The organism is Bradyrhizobium sp. (assembly GCF_017881085.1).
In the GTDB taxonomy this organism is placed as follows: domain Bacteria; phylum Pseudomonadota; class Alphaproteobacteria; order Rhizobiales; family Xanthobacteraceae; genus Bradyrhizobium.
This window is the reverse complement of the sequence record NZ_JADGRI010000386.1, coordinates 1-4,476: the sequence shown is the minus strand read 5'-3', so window position 1 is coordinate 4,476 and position 4,476 is coordinate 1. Positions and strand designations below refer to the sequence as shown.

Genomic DNA, 4,476 nt, shown 5'->3' with positions numbered 1-4,476 from the left:
GTCACGGGAATCTTGCGGCGGCGGTCGATGCGCGCGAACACGATGTCCTTGGCGTCGAATTCGATATCGAGCCAGGAGCCGCGATAGGGAATGACGCGCGCGGCAAACAGCAGCTTGCCCGACGAATGGGTCTTGCCCTTGTCGTGATCGAAGAACACGCCGGGCGAACGGTGCATCTGCGATACGATGACGCGCTCGGTGCCGTTGACGACGAAGGTGCCGTTCATGGTCATGAGCGGGATGTCGCCCATGTAGACGTCCTGCTCCTTGATGTCCTTCACCGACTTGGCGCCGGTTTCCTCATCGATATCGAACACGATCAGGCGCAGCGTCACCTTCAGCGGTGCAGCATAGGTCATGCCGCGCTGGCGGCACTCGTCGACGTCATATTTCGGGGGCTCGAATTCGTAGCGAACGAATTCCAGCATCGAGGTGCCGGAGAAATCCGAGATCGGGAATACCGACCGGAACACCGCCTGCAGTCCCTCGTCCAGCCGCCCGCCCGGGGGTTCATCGACCATCAAGAACTGGTCATAGGACGCCTTCTGAACCTCGATGAGGTTCGGCATCTCTGCGACTTCCTTGATGTGTCCGAAGAACTTGCGAACGCGTTTGCGACCGGTGAATGTCTGCTGCGCCATCGTGGCCTCTCATTTCGTCGCCCGTCGGGGCGAACCTTCCGAAGCGCGATTGGCATCGCCCCCGGGTTGAATTTCGATTCGTTCCTAAATCTGGAAGCCCATTTCAGGATTTAAGTCCTGAATCCGACCACCAGACCTTCAAAACGCAAAACGACGCGCGGGGCGCTTGACCGCACCCGCCCGTCACAACCGTCGCTTCACGGACTGAAAAAGCCCGAAATTGCTTATCTCCCAACGGCTTACGCAGAAACGTCGCCGTTCCCGCCGCCCACCGTGCTTTCGTGCTGCCGCCCCAATATGGGAGGGCATTCGTGGAGTTTCGAGGGGTAACTTCCCGAATCCCCACACATTTCTGTGTACGAACTGGTCCAGAGGGAACCCTCCGGACCAGGACGTTTTACCGTCCGCCCTGCCCTTTCCGTCATGGCCGGGCTTAACCTGGCCATCAACGTCCTTGGTGGGACGACCCCCGGGTCTTGCGTTGCTCGCCCGGAGATGGAATTGGGGCAAGCTTCGCCTACTTCAATTCCACCTTGGCGCCGGCCTTCTCGAGCTGGGCCTTGATCTTCTCGGACTCGTCTTTGTTCACGCCTTCCTTGACCGCCTTGGGCGCGCCCTCGACCAGGTCCTTGGCTTCCTTGAGGCCAAGGCCGGTGATGGCACGGACTTCCTTGATGACTTCGATCTTCTTCTCGCCGGCGGCGACGAGCATGACCGTGAACTCGGTCTTCTCTTCGGCGGGAGCAGCGGCGGCAGCGGCCGGACCGGCCACCGCAACGGCGGCAGCGGCGGACACGCCCCACTTTTCTTCAAGGAGTTTTGCCAGTTCGGCAGCTTCGAGCACGGTGAGGCTCGAGAGGTCGTCAACAATCTTCTGTAGGTCGGCCATTGATCTGTTTCCTTAAGCGTATTTGGTTCGAACCAGGTTTGATTTGCGAAGACGGTCAGGCCGCTTCGCTCTTTGAGGCATAGGCCTGAATGACGCGCGCGAGCTTGGCCGCGGGCGCGGTCGAGAGCTGAGCGATCTTGGTCGCCGGCGCCACCAGGAGGCCGAGGATCTTTGCGCGCAGTTCATCGAGCGACGGCAACGCGGCAAGCGCCTTGACGCCGTTAACATCCAGGACGGTTTTACCCATCGACCCGCCGAGAATGACGAACTGCTCGTTCGTCTTGGCGAATTCGATGGCAACCTTCGGCGCCGCTACCGGATCGTTTGAAGTCGCGATCACGGTCGGCCCCCTCAATAGGGAGCCGATGGCAACGACGTCCGTGCCTTCAAGAGCAATTTTGGCGAGACGGTTTTTCGAGACCTTCACCGACGCACCCGCCTGCTTCATCTGCATGCGCAGCTTCTGCATCTGGGCCACGGTGAGGCCGGAATAGTGGGCGACGACTGCCACGCTGGTGGTCTTGAACAGACCGTTCAGCGCCTCAACCGCGTCCTTTTTTGCCGCTCTTTCCACAGCAAGCTCTCTCCGGTTGGCGGCCTTTGCCTGATGGCAGGACCGCCGGGTTGCACCCATCGTCCCGCCCGAACCTGACCTCGAGACATTTCAGTCTCAGACACGTGGGGCAGCACGATATTGAAAAGCCTGCCCTCCCGAGCCCAGGGGACCACGGGGTGTCGAGGTTCGAACCAAATCCGCCGCGCGTCGCATTCTGGGCGACGTCAAGCGAAATCCGGTCTTCACCCGTCTATGCAGGCCATGCGATTAAGCCGTTGAAGAAACTAAGGGGTTTCGCCGCGGGCGCCTGCAGTCTTGGACAGGATTCGAGGCCAACCGGCTTTCGCCGAAAGACCCCTGCCCACATCCCTTCGAAACGACGGGTTTTCTCATCCTTTCGAGCAATCCATGCGGACGTCCTGAAAGGAATGATCTCCTAGCGTATCGGGTTTTCGGAATGCGAGCACGGACGTGCCAGCAACGGCCAGCACGCCCGGAACGGGTTGTTTAACGAGTCTTTTCCGGCTTGCCAAGCGCTATTTCGCGGCAACCAAGCGAGCCACGTTCCCGGGAAATTCGGACCGAAATGGCCGAATTCAGGCCCCGCGAACCGCATGCGGCAAGGGTTCCCCTGCGAAAAACGCCTCAAGGTTGGCAATCACGCAGTTCTGCATCGCCGTGTGCGATTCCAGGGTATGGCCGCCGATATGCGGGGTCAGCACGACGTTCGGAAAGGCGGTCAGCGCGTCCGGAGCATGCGGCTCGGTCTCGTAGACGTCGAGACCGGCGCCGGCGATGGACTCCTCCGCAAGGGCTGCCACCAGCGCCCTTTCGTCGATCACCGAGCCGCGCGAGATGTTGACGATGTAGCCGCCCTTGCCGAGCTTTCGCAGGATATTGGCATCGACGGCGTGATGGGTGTCCGCGCCGGCGCGAACCGCGATCATCAGCACGCTGCTCCATTCCGCCAGCGCCTCCAGGCTCGGCAGATATTGATACGGCACGTCATGCCGGCTGCGGCTGAAATAGGCGACCTCGGTCTCGAACGCCGCGACGCGCGCAGCGATCTTGCGGCCGATCTCGCCCATGCCATAGACGCCGACCCGGCGGCCCGGATTGCCCGGCTGCGGCCGCATCAACGGCGATGGTTTTGCCGCGGCCCAGCTTCCGTTGCGGACAAAATCGTCGGCCGGCAGCAGCCGCCGCGTCACCGCCAGCATCAGGGTCACCGCCAGGTCGGCAACGGCCGCCGCGTTTGCCGCCGGGCTGTGGCCGACGGCAATTCCGCGCTGCGCGGCCGCGACGAGGTCGACACCGTCATAGCCGGTGCCGTAGCAGACGATGGCGCCGAGTTTCGGCATCATGTCCATCATGGCCCCGCCCAGCGGGGTTCCGCCGGCGGTGATCATCGCGCTAACGCCCGCGAGCTGGTCCGCCGCGAAAACTTCTCCGGGCGGTTTTCCGCCGGCATCCATCAGCTCAAAACGCTCGCCGATGCGCAGCATCATCGCCTTGGGGAAGCGCGAATAGATCAGGACTTTGTTGAGCATCGGCTGGTTTCCGGAGGTCACAAAGTAAGGGGCGGAACAGGTCACCCCGTCCCGCCCCGTATTCATATTTCCTGCCGTCGACCTCAGCCCAGCAAAGTCCCCGGTTCGACCTTCACGCCGGGGCCCATGGTGGAGGAAACCGCCACGCGCTGGATGTAGGTGCCCTTGGCGCCGGCGGGTTTTGCCTTGGCGACCGCATCCGCGAGCGCCTTGACGTTCTGCACCAGCTTCTCTTCCGAGAACGAGGCCTTGCCGACGCCGGCCTGCACGATGCCCGCTTTCTCGACGCGGAACTCGACCGAGCCGCCCTTGGCGCCCTTCACGGCCGACGTGACGTCCATCGTCACGGTGCCGATCTTCGGGTTCGGCATCATGCCGCGCGGGCCGAGCACCTTACCGAGGCGGCCGACCAGCGGCATCATGTCGGGGGTGGCGATGCAGCGGTCGAAGTCGATCTGACCGCCCTGCACCTTCTCGACCAGGTCCTCGGCGCCGACGACGTCGGCCCCCGCCGCCTTGGCCTCATCCGCTTTGGCGCCGCGCGCGAACACGCCGACGCGCAGAGTGCGGCCGGTGCCGTTCGGCAAGGTCACCACGCCGCGGACCATCTGGTCGGCGTGACGCGGATCGACCCCGAGATTGATCGAAATCTCGATGGTTTCGTCGAACTTCGACTTGGCGCGTTCCTTGACCATCTTGACGGCTTCCGCGAGCGGATAGAGCTTCTCGCGATCGACGCCTTCGCGGGCCTTCTTCAAACGTTTTCCGATTGCCATGACCCGTTACCCCGCAACTTCAAGACCCATCGAACGGGCGGAGCCCTCGACCATCTTCATGGCC

The 4,476-nt window shown here is 62.6% G+C and carries 4 protein-coding genes and 2 pseudogenes; all 6 read right to left on the bottom strand.

Annotated elements, in window-relative coordinates; all coding sequences use genetic code 11:
* Nucleotides 1–641 (bottom strand): annotated as a pseudogene (locus QZ213_RS25105) (DNA-directed RNA polymerase subunit beta); the annotation flags it as partial.
* Between the two features lie 517 nt (nucleotides 642–1,158).
* Complete coding sequence (gene rplL, locus QZ213_RS25100) at nucleotides 1,159–1,530, bottom strand: 50S ribosomal protein L7/L12 (RefSeq protein WP_079571038.1); 372 nt, start codon at nucleotides 1,528–1,530, stop codon at nucleotides 1,159–1,161.
* A 55-nt stretch (nucleotides 1,531–1,585) separates the two neighbouring features.
* A complete protein-coding gene (gene rplJ, locus QZ213_RS25095; RefSeq protein ID WP_291688763.1) occupies nucleotides 1,586–2,104 on the bottom strand; it encodes a 50S ribosomal protein L10 in 519 nt (172 codons plus the stop codon).
* A gap of 578 nt (nucleotides 2,105–2,682) precedes the next feature.
* Complete coding sequence (locus QZ213_RS25090) at nucleotides 2,683–3,636, bottom strand: 2-hydroxyacid dehydrogenase (RefSeq protein ID WP_291688762.1); 954 nt, start codon at nucleotides 3,634–3,636, stop codon at nucleotides 2,683–2,685.
* Nucleotides 3,637–3,719: 83 nt separating this feature from the next.
* Entirely contained in the window at nucleotides 3,720–4,412 is a 693-nt protein-coding gene (gene rplA / locus QZ213_RS25085; protein ID WP_291688761.1) for a 50S ribosomal protein L1, read from the bottom strand.
* 6 nt (nucleotides 4,413–4,418) lie between these two features.
* Nucleotides 4,419–4,476 (bottom strand): annotated as a pseudogene (locus QZ213_RS27235) (50S ribosomal protein L11); the annotation flags it as partial.

Bases quoted from the DNA above. Each gene is read 5' to 3' on its own strand.
- QZ213_RS25090 (WP_291688762.1), bottom strand. From the start codon at position 3,636: ATGCTCAACAAAGTCCTGATCTATTCGCGCTTCCCCAAGGCGATGATG.
- rplA (WP_291688761.1), bottom strand. From the start codon at position 4,412: ATGGCAATCGGAAAACGTTTGAAGAAGGCCCGCGAAGGCGTCGATCGC.
- rplL (WP_079571038.1), bottom strand. From the start codon at position 1,530: ATGGCCGACCTACAGAAGATTGTTGACGACCTCTCGAGCCTCACCGTG.